Source organism: Streptomyces sp. NPDC033178 (assembly GCF_055577685.1).
Genome location: NZ_JBVIPT010000001.1, coordinates 287,375 through 303,176 on the forward strand (window position 1 = coordinate 287,375; position 15,802 = coordinate 303,176).

A 15,802-nucleotide genomic window follows, 5' to 3' on the forward strand; every position below is an offset into this window, starting at 1 on the left:
CCGGAGGACCACACAGAAGGATCACGACGCGGATGGGCAGGAAGCTCGAAGAGCTGATCGGGAACCTGAGTATCTGGCAGACGGGCGACTACGGCGACGTAGACACTTCGAGTCCTCGCGACCTGGCCATCGCCGAGCTGCGAGCGATGGGGCCGCAAGCAGTCCCGGCGCTCATCGAGCGGCTCGATGGTCTCCTGGCCGCCGCTGCGGGGCATCGCGAGCGCGTCAACGCCGTCCAGGCCGCATGGACCGCCTGGTACGAGGAGAGCGACAGACTCAGCGACGAACACGGATTGGGCGCCGACCTGGAGCGCTACCGCACGATCCCCAGCGACAGCCTCCCCCAGCGGTCGGTGGAGGACACGAACCACCGGGATCCCTACGACCTCAAACAGGGGATCATCGAGGCTCTGCATCAGCTCGGTGACCAGCGGGCGGCGCCCGTGCTCACGGCCGCGCTGTCCGACCGTACGTGCATTCCCGCGGCGGCCCAGGCGTTGTGTGACATCCATGCCGACCGGGCCGTGCCTGCGTTGCTGGACGCTGTCACCCTCATCGACCACAACACCAACAGAAGCATCGTGTTCGATCCGCTGTTGGCCTCGCTGCGGCACTACGGGGTCACCATGGCGCAGGCGCGGGAACGGTTCGAGGCCGAGACCTCCCCGCAGGGCCGGGTGCGCCTGATGCACCTGATGAGGCAACTGCCCGACGACGGCACCGACAGGCCCTCCGAGTCTCAGATCAGAGAGTCGCTGGTCTTCCTCGCGCTCGACGACAAGGACAACACCAGTCGGTGGGAGGCCGTCGGCGCTCTGAACAAGATCGACAACAAAACGGTCGAGAGAGACATATTCTCCGAATGGGACGCGCCGCCACCGGCCGAAGTCATCCGCTCGGCGATCGCCCTGGCCGCCCACGGCAAACCGCCGGGCCATGACCGGGAGTTGACGAGCAGGCTGCGCCGCATACGGCACACGCCGCCCGCCGCGCGAGCCGTCGAGGCAACGCTCACCCAGGACTCACCCGAGCCCGACGCCCAGGAACTACGCCTCGCGCTGCGACTCGCCCTCGGGGTGCACACCTCCGAACTCGACGACCCTCTGCGGTTCGCCCGCGCGCTGCACCGTTTGACTTCGCACTCCCAGGTCAGCGACTCCGCGCTGCTTGCCCTGCGCCGCACCTGCTGGGATCTGCTGTTCCCACAGATGGTCCAGCCCGACGAAGCACGCCGACGCGAGGCGCGGACCATCTTCGACGCCATCGCCACGCCGCACGAGCACACCCGGTTCGCCGGCTACACCGCGTCCCGATCGTTCTGGAGCAAGCTCCGGCAGCGGTTCAGGCGGGGGTGACGGTGACACACACGCACCGGCCCATCCACCGTCCGCGAGTACCGCTATTCGGGGAGCAAGGGCTGGATCTGGGCCGCCATGACCGCCCCCTTCGCGGGTGCTGCCGGGCTCACCTACGACATGGCCATGGACGACGGGGTGCCGATCGCCGTGCCCATAGCCGTGGGCACCGCGTTCGCGGCGATGTTCGTCCTCCTGCTTCTCACGATCCATGCGACGGCGACGACCAGTCGCGGGCGTGAGTGCGCCCTGCGGTGGTCACCTCTTCGATGCGCCGCACCAAGGTCTCGACGCTCTCCGGTTCGGCTGATCGCCCGGTCGAGGCCCCCGCGGGAGTGCTTGAGGGTCTCGACACTGCTCTCGGCGACAGCCTGATCCGCGCAACCTCGGAGACGAGCGCGCCCTTCGTCCGTTCAGCGCCCTCGGCGGCCCCATGCTGAACGCCTCGGCCCGGTAGCGGTCGGACAGGTCGTCAGTCGGCTTGACGCATTGGCGGTGCGGTTCCAGTGGTTGGCGCGGGGCACTGAGTCAGCCCTCCCCCATCACCCGTGCGAGGGAATCCCAGCATGGGCACCGTCCGCCATGCAGCACCCTGATCTGCGAAGAAGCCGGATGAGGTGGTGTGCGACGCCGAAGGGGCTCAGTAGAGATGGACCTAGGGTCTGCCCCGTGAAACCTCGACGAGATGAACGGCCACCCCAGCCTCGGATGACACTGCCGACGCAGTTGGTCCTGCGCTCGCTGCTGAGTGATCCCACCGGTATGCACTACGGCCTGCAACTAGGTGCCGCAGCAGGTCTGCCGAGCGGCACGATCCACCCCATCCTGGCCCGGCTGGAGGCCTTCGGCTGGCTGGAGTCGTACTGGGAAGACGCCGACCCACGAGAGGCCGGCCGTCCCCGCCGCCGGTACTACGTTTTCAGTTCCGACGGCGCGGAGCAGGCGCGCATCGCGCTCGCGCTTGTCGACACCAAGCGGGATGCCCTGCGGATCCGGCCGCCCGGGCTCGCGGGCGGAGCCACGGCGTGAACCCGACCGGGCCGGGTGGCCCTCCGCCCTCCTCCGCACAACTGCCGGGTGGCCCTCCGCCCTACTCCGCACAACTCACGTCGGTGCTCTTGACCCTCATTGACCTCAAGCTCGCCATCCACCGTGTCTGCGATCTCGCGGAGGACCGCGCACGGGACCGGGCTCTGCTCCGTTCCCTCGCCCGCGTCATCGATCAAGTACGACAGGCCCGGCTGTTCCCGAACACCGACGATGAACACGAGGACCGGCTCGGCCTGGCTTCGGACGACTACCTTGGCCTCGCTCAGGTTCGTACATGCATCAGCGAACTCGTAGTGGTTCTCAACGTCGTCGACCGATTCTTCGATCTCGACCTCGACCTCGACGTAGACCTCGCCCGGGGTCTGGGACGGGTGAGGGATCTCGCCCGCGACTTCGATCTCGACCTCGTCCGAGACCTCGACCGGGTGATGGGCCGCGTGGTGGACCCGGCCGATCAGCCCTCCAGGGTGGACTTCGAGCCGAGCGGCCGTCCCCGGGCGGAGACCCCAGTACAGGTGAGCCTGTGGGCGCGTGGCTTTCTGGGCGGAGCGCTGCTCATGCTGCCGCAGCTGGAGCGCGCACGGTACGCGGAGGAGTGGCGCTCGGACCTGCGTCAGCTCGCGGAACGGCCCCGGGGACGGCTCCACCAAGTCTCCTACGGCTTCGGGCTCCTCATGGTTTCCCACGGCGTACGCCGCGCGGTCCTTCAGGGACGGCGGGTCAAAGCGGAGAAGTGACCGGGCCGGACGATGTCCCCACCTCAGCCACACATGTCGAACCGAAAGGGAATGTCAACGCAATGAAGCAGGACCCCATCTCCCCGGAGCCGAGCGCCCCCGTTCCCGCCTCCTCCACCGACCCCGCACACGACGCCAGAACCCGGTGGCGATCGAAAGAGGTCTCCTTCCGGCTGCCCGTGCCACCCCGCATCCGTATGGCGGCCACCGCCGGAACGGCCGGCAGCTGGGGAATCAGTGCAGTCCTCGCCAGGAGCGACACCATGAACGTCGACCCGACCTGGATCTGGCCGGCCGTCGCGCTCACCTTGGGCTGCATGGCGTACGACGCGGCCATGCGGGTCACTGACCGCCGCCGCTGACCATTACCGGCCCCGGGTTGCCGCTGCTCGACAGCACCGCCGAGCGGTCTCGGCCACGGCACAGGGGACGATCGTGGATGGCACGAGCAGTTCCTGACGGTCGAAGAGGTGAGACGCGGCGGGCGTTCAGGTGCGGATCAGTTCCAGCGCCTGAGTCAGGTTGTACTCGGCGACGCACGTCATGAACGCCCGGTCGGGGAAGTCCCCGTCGAGCAGCCGCAGTGGCCCCGCCGTCAGTGACAGACGCTGCGCGAGCATGTAGAGCGCGAGCCGGTCCTCGTCCAGTCCGTCCACCTCCAACGGCCGGTAGGCGTCGTGCAGGCGGATCCGGAGAAAGACGTGCTCCCACTCGACGTCGAAGTACATCAAGCCCTCGATGTCGATCGCCACGGGGTTCCCGACCGCGTCCACCAGCACGTGGTCGGGCCCCAGTTCGCCGTGCACGACCGCGAAATCCGTGCGCGGCCGCACGTCAGCCGCCAGACGCCTCAGCCGTTCCTCCAGCTGGTCGCGGGCTCCCGCGATCCGTGGATCACGGGACGCCGCCTCGGCCAGGTCCCGCAGCGCGCGGTCCAGCACGACCGCTTCGCACGAGGTCCCGAGCGACGAACCTCCCCCGTCGACCACGGCCACCTTGCCGTACGTCGGCGCCCGATGTTGCCGCATCGCCTCAAGGGACTCCCCGAGCCGAGCCATGACCGGGGCGGCCGCGCTCGGGTCGCGCGCGAGCAGGTCCTCCAGGTTCTCGCCCGGGAGGTCCTCGACGATCGCGAGGTCGGCCGGGCAGTGGGCGCCGTCACGGTCGACGAGGTGGATGGCGGGGACGCGGACGCCGAGCGCGTCAAGCCGCGTGTGCGCGGCCTGGAACAGGTCGAGCCCGAGGCCGGGCGCGAACGGGTCGGTGAGGTCGTCGTCGCCCTCGGCCGTCGGCCAGTAGTTCTCGGTGTCGTCCCACAGGTAGGCGATCGCAGTCGTCGCGTCGTCCATCACCAGGCGGTATACGCCCTTCTTACTACCGCCCGCGATCCGCTCAGTGGCCTCCAGCCGCCGCCCACCGCCCAGCGCGGCCCGCGCCGCACCGGCCAACTGCGCACGCGTCTCTGCCCCGGGTGCCACGCCCGAACCGCCTCTCCCTCACGACAACTTACGTACCGTACGGGACCAACTGCCTGGCGGCGATTGCTTTGTTCCGCCTCCGCCGACCCGCCGACCCGGTCCGCTCAAGGGCACGAGGAATCGGATCCTCAGGAATGCGTCGGGCCCCCCGGAACACGTGTTCCGGGGGGCCGACGATGTCCGACCGCCGGGTCAGGCGGGCGTGATGTTCTCCGCCTGCGGGCCCTTCTGGCCCTGCGTGACGTCGAAGGTCACGACCTGGCCTTCCTGGAGCTCACGGAAGCCGGTGGAGTTGATGTTGGAGTAGTGCGCGAAGACGTCCGGTCCCCCGCCGTCCTGAGCAATGAAGCCGAAGCCCTTTTCGGCGTTGAACCACTTGACGGTTCCCTTGGCCATGCTGATGCCTTCCAGTCAATATCGGACCCGCACCGCGCGGCCCCGGAGGTGATCGCCCTGGTCCGGCACTGCACAGCAGAACGCCCGCACCGGAGCGCGGGCAGGTACTGCGAACCACGACATCTGAGAGTGACGCTACACGGCAAAACCGGCTCCCACCAGAGAACAACAGCCATGATCCGAACCGCGTCGCGCGTGCTGCCCGTCAGCGGCCCGCGCGCGCAACATCGACACTCGTTCTCCTGGCACCCGGGGCCACGCCGGGCACGGCCGCTCAGAGCCGACCGTGCTCCCGGAGGATCTGCAGGGCGCTGAGGGTGACGATGCCACGCCACTCGGTGCTCTGTGCCGGCATCCAGTGGAGGAAGTGGAAGTCCCAGCCACCGTCGTCCAGTTGCTCGCTCTCCAGCCGCCCGAGATCGGCATCGATCTGGGCGGGCGTGAAGAGTGCCCGGCTCGGGGTTTCCGGCCGTGGCGAGAGTTCGAGCGGCTTGATGTGTTCGCCCTCGATGCCGCCCGGGACGGGGACGGTGCCGTCGGGGCGGATCGACGGCCGTAGCCGGTCGATCGCGGCGGCGGCGCGATCCGGGTCGGGCACCGCGTCGAGGAACTGCAGGGCGAACACCACGGTGTAGCCGCCGGCTTCCTTCTGCGATTCGAGCTCCCGCCAGCTCCAGGCCGTCGCGGCGTCGAGCCACGGGTGCTCGACGCCCAGCTGGTGCAGCCGGCCGGCGATGGCGAAGGTCAGGAAGCTGGACTCGTCGTTCGGCTCCATCCAAGGGGTACGCGGGTGGCCGAGGGCCGAGGGCAGTACTTGTGCGACACCACCGTCGGGTCGGGCGACCGAGGCGACCCAGTCGGCGGTCGCAGTGACCATCGGATCGTTCGTGGCGCCGATCTCCGCCAGAACCCCAAGTGCGGTGAGGGCCGCGGAGGGCTGGCTGCCCGGACAGCGCACATCGGGTTCGAGCGCGTGGCCGAAGCCGCCGTCGGCATTCCGGTAGGGCCGCAGCGCGTCGAGCACCGGCTCGGCCGGCGCGTCATCGAGAAACACTTCGAGCTGGCGCCGCTCCAGCACGCGCGCCGTGCCTTCCATGAACTGTCGAGCCGAGTCGACACGGGATTCACTGCTGGTCTCACTGCTCGTTCGAGTAGTCATGCCATCGACGCTAGGCGGCGGTCAGCCGGACGTCTTCCAGGAATCGGACAGGCGTGACTCCCGTCAGCCGGTGGACCTCATCCGTCATGTGGGCCTGACTGGCATAGCCGGCCGCAAGCGCCTGATCGGCCAGCGACACCGTGGGGGCCTCGTCGGCCCCGATGAGCCGGCGGAGCCGGGCGACGCGGGCGAGCGTCTTCGGGGCGTACCCGACCGCGGCGGTCACCCGCCGGTGGAGTTGTCTCTCACCGACTCCGAGTTCGGCGGCGAGATCGGCGACCCGGATCTCGCGATCCGCCAGCCGGCGGGCCGCCTCGGTGGCGAGCGGATCAGGCGTGGTCCGGCGGTGGAGAACGGCTCCGGCGAGCAGGCGGAGGCATTCGGCGGTGTCACCGGCCGTGGCCACCCGCTCGCTCAGGGCCCCGGCCTCCGGCCACACCTCGGTGAGAGGGACCTGGAGGTCGCGGACGGCGGAGGCCGGCAGCCCCAGCACGTTGCCCGCGGAACCCTGCCGTAGGCGTACGCCGCAGGTCGGCACGCCAGTCGGCTTCCACAGCACCGGGCCGGTGTCGGGGCCGACAACGAGCGGCGCGCCTTCGCCCAGCCAGACCAGGTCGACGCAGCCGTCCGGGACCACCCGCTCCGTCCCGTCCACGAGGGTGTCGTTGCGCCACAGACAAGCGACCACGGGCAGCAGCCCGGCCGGCGCACGGAACTCGCGGTAGCTCACGCCATCCACGATAGAACCCCGATTGGCTTCGTCCACGTGCACCGTCCACGCTCACGCCCAGGCCGCCCAGGCCGCCCAGGCCGCCCAGGCCGCCCAGCGGCAGCGTCCAGCGTTCGTCCGCTGGTTCGGGCAGCAGCCAGAGATCTTGAGGCCCGCGGATGTTACGAGAAATGGCGGCGCGGCTCTGCCGTCACCCGGTAGTGCCGGTCAGGCTTGCCGCAGTCTGGGTGAGGTGCTGAGCCAGTACCTCTGCCGCGGTGTCGGCGTCGCGGGCCAGCGCTGCCTCCTCCAACCGACAGTGCTCGTCGACGCCGTCCCGGTCGGGGTTGCGGTGCGCCGACCAGCGGCGAGCCAGCTCGCTCGCGGTCCACATCCGATCGACGGTCTCCAGCAGCACGGGGTTGCCGCAACCTTCGAGCAGGGTGCGGTGGAAGACCCGGTGAGCTTCGGACCATGCGCTGCTGTAGTACTCGCCCTCCTCCGGAACGTACGCCGGAGTGCGCGCCAGGCGGTGGTGGGCGGCTCGTACGCGGGCCTCCCAGTCGACGTCGCCGCGCTCGACGGACATGCGCAGCACGACCGGTTCGATGGTGATGCGGGCCTCCGTGATCTCCTGCCAGCGGCGGTCGGAGAAGGCCGGGACGGCGAAGCCGCGGTTGGGCAGCCGGTCGGCGAGACCCTCACCGACCACCCGCACGAGCGCCTCGCGCACGACGGCCAGGCTCACGCCCTGTTCCTTGGCGAGGTCCTGCGGCTTGAGGGCATGGCCGGGGGCGTACTCCCCGCGCATGATCGCGTCCCGCAGGTGTGCGTAGACCTGCTCGGAGAGCATCTGCTTGCCCGGCGAAGGCGAGGTGTGGGCCGTCTGGGTCATGTCGCCATCGTAGACGATCCAGCAGATAATCGATTATCCGTGTTATCGTCGATTCCATCGCGGGTGGAAGTCGACAGCGAACCCTCTACGCGACGCTGCCGCCCGCTCCGTCGGCCGCATCACGGCCATCACCACCGTCACCCCACAGCAAGGCCCGAAAGGAACGACGCAATGAGCGCCAACGACCCCTTCGCCCGCCTCCCCGAGGCGGCCTCATTCACCGTCACGAGCACCAACGTCACCGACGGCGCAGCCTGGTCGCCCGAGCAGCTCTCCGGCATGTCCGGTGTCCCGGGCGGGAAGGACATCTCCCCGCAGCTCTCCTGGAGCGGCGCCCCGGAAGGCACCAGGAGCTACGCAGTCACCGTCTACGACCCCGACGCCCCCACCGGGTCCGGGTTCTGGCACTGGGCGGTCGCCGACATCCCCGCCACCGTCACCGAGTTGCCGGAGGGTGCCGGAGACGACACCGGCTCGGGCCTGCCCGAGGGCGCCTTCCAGTTGCCCAACGACGCCCGCGCGGCCCGCTTCATCGGCGCCGCCCCGCCGGCCGGGCACGGGCCGCACCGGTACTTCGTCGTGGTCCATGCCCTCGCCGTCGAGTCCATCGGCGTTGCGGCCGACGCCACGCCGGCCGTCCTCGGGTTCACCATGGCGGGCCACATACTCGGCCGCGCGGTCCTGACCGCCACTGCCGAAACCCTCGCCTGACGAACAGCATGTCCGCACTCATCGACACCACGGAGATGTATCTCCGCACCGTCCTGGAGCTCGAAGAAGAAGGCGTGGTCCCCCTGCGCGCCCGCATCGCCGAGCGCCTGGACCAGAGTGGACCCACCGTCAGCCAGACCACCGCCCGCATGGAGCGCGACGGTCTCCTGCACGTCGCCGGCGACCGGCACCTGGAGCTGACGGAGCACGGCCGTCGACTGGCCACCCGCGTGATGCGCAAGCACCGGCTCGCGGAGTGTCTGCTCGTCGACGTGATCGGTCTGGAGTGGGAGCAGGTGCACGCCGAGGCCTGCCGCTGGGAGCACGTGATGAGCGAGGCCGTCGAACGCCGCGCCCTGGAGTTGCTCCGCAACCCGACCAAGTCGCCCTACGGCAACCCGATCCCGGGCCTGGAGGAGCTCGGCGTGAAGAGCACCGTGGATCCGTTCCTCGACGAGGCCATGGTCAGCCTCAGCGACCTGGACCCCGGGCCGAACGGAGCGAGTGTGAGCGCGGTCGTACGGCGTATCGGGGAGCTGATCCAGACCGACCCGCGGCTGATGCGCACCCTGCGGCGGGCCGGGGTGCGGCCCGGCGCGGTCGTGAATGTGACGTCATCGCGGGGCGGCGTGATGGTCGGCCGCGGCGGGGAGGCCGCCGAGTTCCCCACTCAGACCGCCGCGCACGTCTTCGTTGCCAAGCGCTGAGGCCAGCCAAGCGCCACGCCCGGCCGGGCGCCGCCCCGCCACCGCGAAACGGTACAAGCACCAGGACGGCCCTCGACCACTGGAACGGAGGATCGTGGTCGAGGGCCGTCCTCGTTGATGCAGCGGAAGCTGTGCACGAGCTGGCCCCGCACATGACGGCCTCTCAGTTCTCCCGGGCGCAGGCCTCGGCAATGGACAGGCTGTTCTCGTACAGGTGGTGCCGGGTGATCCGGCCGTCCTCGACCGTGAGGCGCAGTGCGAACGGGCCCTCGAAGGACTTTCCCGTCGCGCGTACGGTTCCCGACAGGTGGCCCATCAGGACCGCCTCGGTGCCGTCGACGAGGAAGGTGTCGACGGAGGCGCGCGCGTCCTCCGGCACGGTGTGTTCCATCAACTCCTGGGCCTGGGCGGCGCATTCGGCGGCTGTGGACCGCGGGCGGATCCACGGGACGGTCGGGTTCTCGGCGAACATCCAGTCGACCTCGTCGGCGAATAGCGCGACGAGCCGCCCGGTGTCCCCGGCCACCCGGGCGGCGATGAACTCCTGCACGGCGGACCGGGTGGCCTCGGCCACGGAACTCGCGGTGGTGGTCGAACTCGCCGTGGTCTCGGTGGACTTGACGGACATCGCACTCTCCTCGCTGCTGCGGCCGAATCCCGGCGGGGTTCCCGTCGGTGTGCTCGATCCTGCTGGAGTGAGGGGTGAAGGGTCGATTACCCCGGAGGTAAGGACCCCGGCCGCCGCATCATGGCCGATTCGTTCAGATCACACGGGTATCCGCCAAAGACTTTGAACACTCACATGACAAAGTATGGACATGTCAAGTGAAAGCCCCTTAGGTTGGCGGCGCAACGCAGTCACGTCAATGAAGACCGGAACGAAATCCGGCACGGTCCGGTCCCGCCTTATGGAGGACCGTTGTCCCACCATCTGTTCCTGCGTGCCCGAAGACTTGTCACGTCCTTACTGACCGGAGCCGTTCTGGCCGGCGGCCTCTGGGCCGCCCCGGCGTCCTCGGCCGCCCCGGCGGACATCCCGCCACAGGAGCCCGGAGTCACACTGCGCGTGTTCGACGTGCAGACGCCGCTGAGCAAACTGTGCACCCTCAAGCCCGGACAGACCCCCAACCACGACTCGTTGAAGGCGACGGTGGACTGGTCCACGGCTGACGACTTCGGTGGCTTCTCCGACCGCTTCGTCACCGAGGTGACCGGCAACCTGGTCGTGCCGCGCGACGGCACCTACGGGTTCCGCCTCACCAGCGACGACGGCTCCCGGCTGACCATCGGCGGCGACACGGTGGTCGACCACGACGGACTCCACGGCGCGGAGCCGAAGGACGGCGCGATCACGCTCACCGCGGGATCGCACCCGCTGCGCATCGATCACTTCGAGCGCGACGGCGGGCAGCAGCTCCAACTGGCCTGGAAGCCGCCGGGCGAGAGCGACTTCGCCGTCGTGCCCCGCGAAGCACTGAGTACGGATGCCGATGTCGTCCGGGTGACGGCCCCCGGACGCAAGGAATGCGAGGCGAGCGGCGACTCCCCCGGCGACGGCCTCCCGCTCACATCCGTCCGGCCGGACCTGACGCTCACCGATCTGCGCCCGGACGGTTTCGAACCGCAGGTCACCGGTATGGACTGGCTGCCCGACGGACGGCTGGCGATCAGCACCTGGGGCGGCTCCGACAACGTTGCCGGAGAGGTCTATCTGCTGGACAACGTCACCGGTCCGACGAGCAAGGACAAGGTCACCGTCAAGAAGGTGGCAAGCGGACTGCGTGAACCGATGGGCATCAAGTACGTCGACGGTTCGCTGTACGTCTCGCAGAAACACGAGCTGACCCGGCTCGTCGACCGGAACCGCGATGACGTGGCCGACGAGTACCGCACCGTCGCGACCTGGCCGTACGGAGGGAACTTCCACGAGTTCGCCTTCGGCCTCCTCTACCGCGACGGCTTCTTCTACGTGAACCTCTCCGTCTCCATCAACCTCGGCGGTGCGACCACGGTTCCGCAGCCCGCTCCGGGCCGCGGGACGACGTACAAGGTCAGCAAGAAGACCGGCAAGATCAGCCCGGTCGCCGGCGGACTTCGTACGCCGAACGGGATCGGCTGGGGACCGGACGGTGAACTCTTCGCCACGGACAACCAAGGCGGTTGGCTTCCTTCGTCGAAGCTCGTCCACGTCAAGCAGGACCGCTTCTTCAACCACTACACCGAGCCGTCGGGCCCCTTCGACGCCTCCGCGCCGACCGATCCGGTGCTGTGGCTGCCGCAGAACGAGATCGCGAACTCACCCTCCACGCCGCTGTATGTGAAGAAGGGCAGGTTCGCGGGTCAGATGCTGATCGGCGACGTGACCTACGGAGGCCTGCAGCGCGCGTACCTGGAGAAGGTGAAGGGGCAGTACCAGGGCGCCGTCTTCCGCTACACGCAGGGTCTTGAGGCCGGAGTCAACCGCCTCACCCTCGGTCCCGACGGCTCGATCTACGCCGGCGGTCTGGGCGCCGAGGGCAACTGGGGTCAGGAGGGCAAGCTCAAGTTCGGCCTGCAGAAGCTCACGCCCAACGGCGGCAACACCTTCGACATCCAGACGATGCGTGCCGTGCCGGGCGGCTTCGACCTTACGTACACCCAGCCGGTGTCCGCGACGACGGCCGAGGAGCTGGCCAAGCGCTACCGAGCCGAACAGTGGCGATACACGCCGACCACCGACTACGGCGGTCCGAAGATCGCCGAAGAGGCGCTGCCCGTACGGTCGGCCGAACTGTCGAAGGACGGACGTACCGTTCGGCTGCGGCTGGACGGTCTGAAGTCGGGCCGTGTCGTGCACCTTCGCTCCCCGCGTCCCTTCACTTCGACGTCCGGTGAGGCTCTGTGGAGCACCGAGGCCTGGTACACACTCAACGCCATGCCCGGCAAGCAGCCGCCTCCCGCCACCCAGTACGAGGCCGAGGAGGCGCGTCTGACGGGGGCGGCGGGCGTCGACACCGATCACGTCGGCTACTCCGGCAGCGGCTTCGTCGACAGATACGCCACGGAGGGCAAGGTTGCCACCACCTTCGACGTGACAGTCCCCAAGGCGGGCACGTACGACGTCAACCTGCGCTACTCCAACGGCCCGAATCCCTTCCAGGGCACCAAGTCGCTCTCCCTGTACACCAATGGGAAGAAGCTGCGGCAGGTGAAGCTGGCCTCCACCGGTGACTGGGATTCATGGTCCACCCAGACGGAACCAGTGGTGCTGCGCGCGGGAAAGAACACCCTCTCCTACAGCTACGACCCGGGCGACACCGGGCACGTCAACCTCGATCTGATCACTGTTCGCCCGCACGGCGCGCCGGTCTCCCTCTTCGACGGGAGCGCCGCCTCGCAGTCCGAATGGCAGCACACGGACGGGCGGCGGCTCAAGTGGCCGCTCTCCGACGAGGAGTCGATGGAGGTGTGCTGCGGTGACATCCGGACTCTGGACGCCTACCAGGACTTCACGTTGCATGTCGAATTCCGCGTTCCGCTGCTCCCTCCCGAAGTGACGGGACAGGACCGTGGCAACAGCGGAATCTTCATCCAGGACCGCTACGAACTGCAGATCCTCGACTCCTTCGGTGACACCTCCTTGGACACCAACGAGGCCGGTGCCATCTATCTGAAGAAGGCTCCCGACGTGAACGCGGCCAAGGCGCCCGAGACCTGGCAGACGTACGACATCGTCTTCCGCGCCGCCCGGTACGACGACAGCGGCCGCAAGACCGCCGACGCGCGGCTGACCGTGGTGTGGAACGGCGAGAAGGTGCACGACGACATCGCCCTCGACGGCCCCACTGCCTCGGGCAGAGCCGAGACGCCGGCAGCGGGAGCGATCCGTCTGCAGGACCACGGGAACAAGGTCCGGTTCCGCAACATCAGACTGGAGCCGCTGACCTGATCCGAAGCCGGCCCCGGTTTCCTGACCGGGTCCGGCTTCCACAGCGGGCCCGGCGTCCCTGGCGGGCCCGACTTCGGTACCGCCTTCGGCGGATGTGGCCCGAGGTCAGCTCCTCCGCCTGTCGGCAGGTACGACGGGCAGCGCCACGCCGAAGACCGTGCCGGCCCCCGGAGTGTTGTGGACCGCCACCGTCCCGTCATGGGCATGGGTGAGCTGGCGGACGATGGCCAGACCGAGCCCGCTGCCGCCGGTGGAACGGCTGCGGGATTTCTCCGCCCGCCAGAAACGGTCGAAGACATACGGCAGTTCCTCCGGCTCGATGCCATGGCCGGTGTCACTGACCTCGATCCTCACCCCGGTCTCCGCGCGGACCGCGCTCACCTCGACACTGCCCCGGGCCGCCGTGTGGCGTACCGCGTTCGACACCAGGTTGCCGATCATCTGGCGGATGCGTACGGGGTCGGCGTACAGCTTCGGATCGTCTTCCGTGCGGACGGTGAGGGTGACTCCGGCCGAGTCCGCCGCGGCACGGTGCGCTGTCGCCACCTGCTGGAGAAGGTCCCGTACGAAGACATCCTCGCGGTGCAGCCGCAGCACGCCCGCGTCGGCGGTGGCGAGGTCCTGCAAGTCGTCGATGAGGTGCTGCAGTTGCAGCGCCTCCTCCAGGAGCGAGGTGGTGAAGTCGTCGTCGGGCTCGGCGACTCCGTCCTCCGCGGCCTCCAGCCAGACCCGGATGTTGTTGAGCGGGCTACGCAGCTCATGGGCGATGTCGCTGACCACCGCCCTGCGCTGTTCCTCGGCGCGCTCGCGCCCCGGCGATCCGGGTGGTGTTGGCCGGCGAGAGGTCGAGTCCGACGGCCGCTGCGGCGGGCGCTTGGGCGTCACCGATGAACAGGAGGGCGGGCGGGGCCACATACGGGGTGAGCTGTTCGCGCCGGGCGGTGTCCACGCAGTCCTGTGCCGTGGAGGTGGTGGCGATGAAGTCGAGTCCGACGCCGACGGGCGGCTCGTGCCGGTCACGCAGGCACTTCGCCACGAGGGCGTTGAGGCGGTCGAGGGCCTTCCGCTCCGTCTCCGTCGGGGTGTCGAGCTCGACCGTCGGGCAGAGAACGATGATCTTGTATCCGAGGGCGTCGTCGTTGCCGATCCGGAACACCGGGCGACCGCTGGGCTGGTCCGTGCGCGTCGCGGGTGCTCCATATCGCTTCAGACACGCCTCGATCCGGTCGGCGGCGCTGCGCAGTTTCGCGCGCCCGTCGGCGGTGAGCCGGTAGGGACCGATGACACGCGGATCGATGTGGTCGGCGTCCGTGCTCCCGGCCGGTGCGACGCGCAGCGGGTCGACGACCGCGGACACCCGGTCGGGCAGCGGTGCCTTCGGGTCGGAGTCGGCGAGCGTCCGGCGGTCCCGGGTCGTCAGGGCGATGCGACGCCCGGTGCGCGACGCCAACTCCTCAACCAGCCGGTCCACTTGGGACCAGTCCCGATGGGTTGCCGCGCGGCCCACCAGGGCGTCGTAGAGCTGGGTGTCGTCGGCCAGGATGCGGCCCTGTTCCTGGCGGATCGCGCCGGTGGTGGTGCGTACGGTGAGCCACGCGGTGGCCGCGATCGCACAGACGGCGATCAGCACGGATGTGGCGAGCAGGCGTACCAGGAGGCTGCGATGCGGCGGAACCCGCCCGCCGTCGGTCCGCTCGCCGTCGGTCCGCTCGGCGTTGGTCCGCTCATCCTCAGCTCGCCCGCCATCGGCCTGCCCGTCGCCCGCGCCTGCGCTGTCATAGCGCGGCACGGCCGTCGGTGAGCTCGGTGCCGTCGGTCGCCTCGGCATCACCGGCCGGCTTGTTGCCGTCGGTGAGCTTGTGGCCGACGCCGTACACAGTCAGCAGGCGGACCGGTTCGCGCGGATCCGGCTCGATCTTCCTGCGCAGGTTCATCACATGGACGTCCACGGTGCGTTCCGTGATGTAGCGGTCGAGCCCCCGTGTCCGGGCGAGGAGTTGACGACGGCTGAACACCCGCTCCGGGTGGGCCGCCAGCGCCTGGAGGATCACGAACTCGCCCGGTGTGCACTCCACTTCACGGCCGTCGGCCTCGACCACATGGCGTACGGGGTCGACGACCAGGTCGCCGACCCGCAGAACGGACACCTCTTCCACGGCTGAGGCGGACCGGCCGGTGCGTCTGAGGAGGGCGCGGATCCTGGCCATCAGTTCACGCGGGCTGTACGGCTTGGTCATGTAGTCGCCGGCGCCGTGATCGAGCCCGCGCAGCAGATCCTCCTCCGCGGAGCGCGCCGTGAGCATCAGTACCGCCACGCCCTCGGCCTCGCAGCGGACCGTACGGCACACGTCCAGGCCGTCCACGAGGGGCGGCATCACATCGAGGATCAGCACATCGGGACTGAGTGCCTGGGAGAACGTGGCGACCGGGCTGTTGTACGCGGGCGTCGCACGCCGTTCGCGTAAGCCACGCGCGCTGGAGGCGCTGGCGAGGTGGGACTCGACCACCGCTCGGGGCATCTCCCCCACCAGCTGTCCGGTGGCGAACGGCAACGGGTGGCGATCGCCCGGGCCCTCGTCCATGAACCCATGCTGGTCCTGGCGGACGAGCCGACCGGCGCCCTGGACACCGCGAACGGCACCGCCGTCCTCGATCTGCTCAGCACACTCAACGACGA

At 69.3% G+C, this 15,802-nt stretch carries 14 protein-coding genes and 1 pseudogene; 7 read left to right on the forward strand and 8 right to left on the reverse strand.

Going from position 1 to position 15,802, the window contains the following annotated elements:
* Positions 1–32 precede the first annotated feature (32 nt).
* From ACZ5VQ_RS01400 to ACZ5VQ_RS01415, 4 genes are all read left to right on the forward strand, one after another.
* Positions 33–1,355, forward strand: a complete 1,323-nt coding sequence (locus ACZ5VQ_RS01400) for a hypothetical protein (RefSeq protein ID WP_469103118.1) — start codon at positions 33–35, stop codon at positions 1,353–1,355.
* Positions 1,356–2,063: 708 nt separating this feature from the next.
* A complete protein-coding gene (locus tag ACZ5VQ_RS01405) occupies positions 2,064–2,384 on the forward strand; it encodes a PadR family transcriptional regulator (protein WP_469103119.1) in 321 nt (106 codons plus the stop codon).
* Between the two features lie 89 nt (positions 2,385–2,473).
* On the forward strand, positions 2,474–3,142 hold the full coding sequence (locus ACZ5VQ_RS01410) for a hypothetical protein (RefSeq protein ID WP_469103120.1): 669 nt from the start codon (positions 2,474–2,476) through the stop codon (positions 3,140–3,142).
* 62 nt (positions 3,143–3,204) lie between these two features.
* Complete coding sequence (locus tag ACZ5VQ_RS01415) at positions 3,205–3,504, forward strand: hypothetical protein (RefSeq protein ID WP_469103121.1); 300 nt, start codon at positions 3,205–3,207, stop codon at positions 3,502–3,504.
* A 126-nt stretch (positions 3,505–3,630) separates the two neighbouring features.
* Here ACZ5VQ_RS01415 and ACZ5VQ_RS01420 read toward each other — a convergent pair whose 3' ends face one another.
* The 5 genes from ACZ5VQ_RS01420 to ACZ5VQ_RS01440 form a co-directional block, all read right to left on the reverse strand.
* Positions 3,631–4,590, reverse strand: a complete 960-nt coding sequence (locus ACZ5VQ_RS01420; RefSeq protein WP_469103557.1) for a phosphotransferase family protein — start codon at positions 4,588–4,590, stop codon at positions 3,631–3,633.
* Between the two features lie 222 nt (positions 4,591–4,812).
* On the reverse strand, positions 4,813–5,016 hold the full coding sequence (locus tag ACZ5VQ_RS01425; RefSeq protein WP_055617413.1) for a cold-shock protein: 204 nt from the start codon (positions 5,014–5,016) through the stop codon (positions 4,813–4,815).
* 274 nt (positions 5,017–5,290) lie between these two features.
* Positions 5,291–6,112: a hypothetical protein gene (locus ACZ5VQ_RS01430; RefSeq protein WP_469103122.1), complete on the reverse strand. Its 822-nt coding sequence runs from the start codon at positions 6,110–6,112 to the stop codon at positions 5,291–5,293.
* A 73-nt stretch (positions 6,113–6,185) separates the two neighbouring features.
* Positions 6,186–6,905 (reverse strand): helix-turn-helix domain-containing protein, encoded by a 720-nt coding sequence (locus ACZ5VQ_RS01435; protein WP_469103123.1) that lies wholly within the window; start codon positions 6,903–6,905, stop codon positions 6,186–6,188.
* 190 nt (positions 6,906–7,095) lie between these two features.
* Positions 7,096–7,779 (reverse strand): GntR family transcriptional regulator, encoded by a 684-nt coding sequence (locus tag ACZ5VQ_RS01440; RefSeq protein ID WP_469103124.1) that lies wholly within the window; start codon positions 7,777–7,779, stop codon positions 7,096–7,098.
* A gap of 171 nt (positions 7,780–7,950) precedes the next feature.
* Here ACZ5VQ_RS01440 and ACZ5VQ_RS01445 point away from each other — a divergent pair, with 171 nt between their 5' ends.
* Positions 7,951–8,490, forward strand: coding sequence for a YbhB/YbcL family Raf kinase inhibitor-like protein (locus ACZ5VQ_RS01445; RefSeq protein WP_469103125.1), 540 nt, complete (start codon positions 7,951–7,953; stop codon positions 8,488–8,490).
* 8 nt (positions 8,491–8,498) lie between these two features.
* Positions 8,499–9,197: a metal-dependent transcriptional regulator gene (locus tag ACZ5VQ_RS01450; protein WP_469103126.1), complete on the forward strand. Its 699-nt coding sequence runs from the start codon at positions 8,499–8,501 to the stop codon at positions 9,195–9,197.
* 163 nt (positions 9,198–9,360) lie between these two features.
* Here ACZ5VQ_RS01450 and ACZ5VQ_RS01455 read toward each other — a convergent pair whose 3' ends face one another.
* Positions 9,361–9,825, reverse strand: a complete 465-nt coding sequence (locus ACZ5VQ_RS01455) for a nuclear transport factor 2 family protein (RefSeq protein ID WP_469103127.1) — start codon at positions 9,823–9,825, stop codon at positions 9,361–9,363.
* Positions 9,826–10,116: 291 nt separating this feature from the next.
* On the opposite strand from ACZ5VQ_RS01455, the gene ACZ5VQ_RS01460 reads away from it, so the two are divergent.
* Complete coding sequence (locus tag ACZ5VQ_RS01460; RefSeq protein ID WP_469103128.1) at positions 10,117–13,125, forward strand: 3-keto-alpha-glucoside-1,2-lyase-like domain-containing protein; 3,009 nt, start codon at positions 10,117–10,119, stop codon at positions 13,123–13,125.
* Between the two features lie 105 nt (positions 13,126–13,230).
* Here ACZ5VQ_RS01460 and ACZ5VQ_RS01465 read toward each other — a convergent pair.
* Both ACZ5VQ_RS01465 and ACZ5VQ_RS01470 read right to left on the reverse strand, forming a co-directional pair.
* Positions 13,231–14,779 (reverse strand): annotated as a pseudogene (locus ACZ5VQ_RS01465) (sensor histidine kinase).
* Positions 14,780–14,900: 121 nt separating this feature from the next.
* The gene (locus tag ACZ5VQ_RS01470) at positions 14,901–15,644 is read right to left on the reverse strand and encodes a winged helix-turn-helix domain-containing protein (protein WP_469103558.1); all 744 of its coding nucleotides are present in this window, start codon (positions 15,642–15,644) and stop codon (positions 14,901–14,903) included.
* Between the last annotated feature and the right edge of the window lie 158 nt (positions 15,645–15,802).

Bases quoted from the DNA above. Each gene is read 5' to 3' on its own strand.
- ACZ5VQ_RS01400 (WP_469103118.1), top strand. From the start codon at position 33: ATGGGCAGGAAGCTCGAAGAGCTGATCGGGAACCTGAGTATCTGGCAG.
- ACZ5VQ_RS01470 (WP_469103558.1), bottom strand. From the start codon at position 15,644: ATGCCCCGAGCGGTGGTCGAGTCCCACCTCGCCAGCGCCTCCAGCGCG.
- ACZ5VQ_RS01445 (WP_469103125.1), top strand. From the start codon at position 7,951: ATGAGCGCCAACGACCCCTTCGCCCGCCTCCCCGAGGCGGCCTCATTC.
- ACZ5VQ_RS01430 (WP_469103122.1), bottom strand. From the start codon at position 6,112: ATGGAAGGCACGGCGCGCGTGCTGGAGCGGCGCCAGCTCGAAGTGTTT.
- ACZ5VQ_RS01415 (WP_469103121.1), top strand. From the start codon at position 3,205: ATGAAGCAGGACCCCATCTCCCCGGAGCCGAGCGCCCCCGTTCCCGCC.
- ACZ5VQ_RS01455 (WP_469103127.1), bottom strand. From the start codon at position 9,825: ATGTCCGTCAAGTCCACCGAGACCACGGCGAGTTCGACCACCACCGCG.
- ACZ5VQ_RS01425 (WP_055617413.1), bottom strand. From the start codon at position 5,016: ATGGCCAAGGGAACCGTCAAGTGGTTCAACGCCGAAAAGGGCTTCGGC.
- ACZ5VQ_RS01405 (WP_469103119.1), top strand. From the start codon at position 2,064: ATGACACTGCCGACGCAGTTGGTCCTGCGCTCGCTGCTGAGTGATCCC.
- ACZ5VQ_RS01440 (WP_469103124.1), bottom strand. From the start codon at position 7,779: ATGACCCAGACGGCCCACACCTCGCCTTCGCCGGGCAAGCAGATGCTC.
- ACZ5VQ_RS01450 (WP_469103126.1), top strand. From the start codon at position 8,499: ATGTCCGCACTCATCGACACCACGGAGATGTATCTCCGCACCGTCCTG.